Origin of the sequence: Klebsiella sp. X1-16S-Nf21 (assembly GCF_002837615.1) — a bacterium.
Lineage (GTDB): Bacteria > Pseudomonadota > Gammaproteobacteria > Enterobacterales > Enterobacteriaceae > Klebsiella > Klebsiella variicola.
In genome coordinates, this window is the sequence record NZ_PJDK01000147.1 from 1 (window position 1) to 1,868 (window position 1,868).

At 60.0% G+C, this 1,868-nt stretch carries 2 protein-coding genes; both read left to right on the forward strand.

The genetic code is table 11. From position 1 onward, the window contains the following. On the forward strand, positions 1-943 hold a 943-nt coding region (glpX, locus tag CW267_RS29740), incomplete at its 5' end, for a class II fructose-bisphosphatase (protein WP_101148717.1). 150 nt (positions 944-1,093) lie between these two features. Beyond that, positions 1,094-1,840 (forward strand): ferredoxin--NADP(+) reductase, encoded by a 747-nt coding sequence (fpr, locus tag CW267_RS29745; protein ID WP_023298349.1) that lies wholly within the window; start codon positions 1,094-1,096, stop codon positions 1,838-1,840. Positions 1,841-1,868: the final 28 nt, after the last annotated feature.

Below are 1,868 nucleotides of genomic sequence, written 5' to 3' on the forward strand. Positions count from 1 at the left end.
GCTGGGCCGCGGCGATAAGAATACCGCCGACGGCGCAGCGGTTAACGCCATGCGCATTATGCTTAACCTCGTCAATATCGACGGCACCATCGTCATCGGCGAGGGCGAAATCGATGAAGCGCCGATGCTCTATATCGGCGAAAAAGTGGGTACCGGCAAGGGCGATGCGGTAGATATCGCTGTCGATCCCATCGAAGGCACCCGCATGACGGCGATGGGCCAGGCCAACGCCCTGGCGGTGATGGCGGTCGGCGATAAGGGCTGCTTCCTCAACGCGCCGGATATGTATATGGAAAAGCTGATCGTCGGCCCGGGTGCTAAAGGCGCTATCGATCTCAATCTGCCGCTGGAAGAGAACCTGCACAATATCGCCCGCGCCCTGAACAAGCCGCTGGGCGAGCTGACCGTCACCGTGCTGGCGAAACCGCGCCACGACGCGGTCATTGCCCAGCTGCAGCAGCTGGGCGTGCGTGTATTCGCGATTCCCGATGGCGACGTCGCGGCCTCTATTCTCACCTGCATGCCGGATAGCGAAGTCGACGTACTGTACGGCATCGGCGGCGCGCCGGAAGGGGTGGTTTCCGCCGCGGTGATCCGCGCCCTCGACGGTGATATGCAGGGGCGTCTGCTGGCTCGCCACCACGTGAAGGGCGATAACGAAGAGAACCGCCGCATCGGTGAAAACGAGCTGGCGCGCTGCAAAACCATGGGCATTGAAGCAGGCAAAGTGCTGCGTCTGGATGAAATGGCGCGCAGCGATAACGTCGTCTTCTCCGCCACCGGGATCACCAAAGGCGATCTGCTGGACGGCATCACCCGCAAGGGCAACATGGCCACCACCGAGACGCTGCTGATCCGCGGCAAGTCGCGCACTATCCGTCGTATTCAGTCGATTCATTACCTCGACCGTAAAGATCCGGACATCCAGCAGCACATCCTGTAATACCGCTTTTTCTCTCCCAGGCAACCGTCCGCAGGCGGTTGCCCTGTTCTTCGTTTATATTTGATCAATAGAGCTTTCTTGTGCCTTCGGGGTGGAAATCTTACTCGTCTGGACCGAAGATAAGGCATCGCTTGGCAACAGGAGAAGACGATGGCGGACTGGGTTAGCGGCAAAGTGACAAAAGTGGAGTACTGGACGGATGCCTTGTTCAGTTTATACGTGCGGGCGCCTGTTCATCCGTTTACCGCCGGGCAGTTTACCAAGCTCGGACTGGAAATCGACGGAGAACGCGTGCAGCGCGCCTACTCCTACGTCAATGCCCCCGGCAATCCCGATCTCGAGTTCTATCTGGTCACCGTCCCGGAAGGCAAGCTGAGCCCGCGTCTGGCGGCGCTGAAGCCGGGCGATGAAGTCCTGGTGGTGAGTGAAGCGGCAGGTTTCTTCGTCCTCGATGAAGTACCGGATTGCGATACCCTGTGGATGCTGGCGACCGGCACTGCCCTCGGGCCGTACCTGTCAATTTTGCAGGAAGGCAAAGATCTTGAACGCTTTAACAACCTGGTGCTGGTTCACGCCGTCCGCTACGCCGCGGACCTGAGCTATCTGCCGCTGATGCGCGAACTCGAGCAGCGCTACGCCGGTAAATTACGCATCCAGACGGTGGTCAGCCGCGAAACTGTGGAAGGCTCGCTGACCGGCCGGGTGCCGTTCCTGATTGAAACCGGCGCGCTGGAAGAGGCGGTCGGGCTGGCGATGAACACCGACACCAGCCACGTCATGCTGTGCGGCAACCCGCAAATGGTGCGCGATACCCAACAGCTGTTAAAAGAGACCCGGCAGATGACCAAACATCTGCGTCGCCGGCCGGGCCATATGACAGCGGAGCACTACTGGTAATCAGGCGTCCGCTTTCCAGCGCACGTCC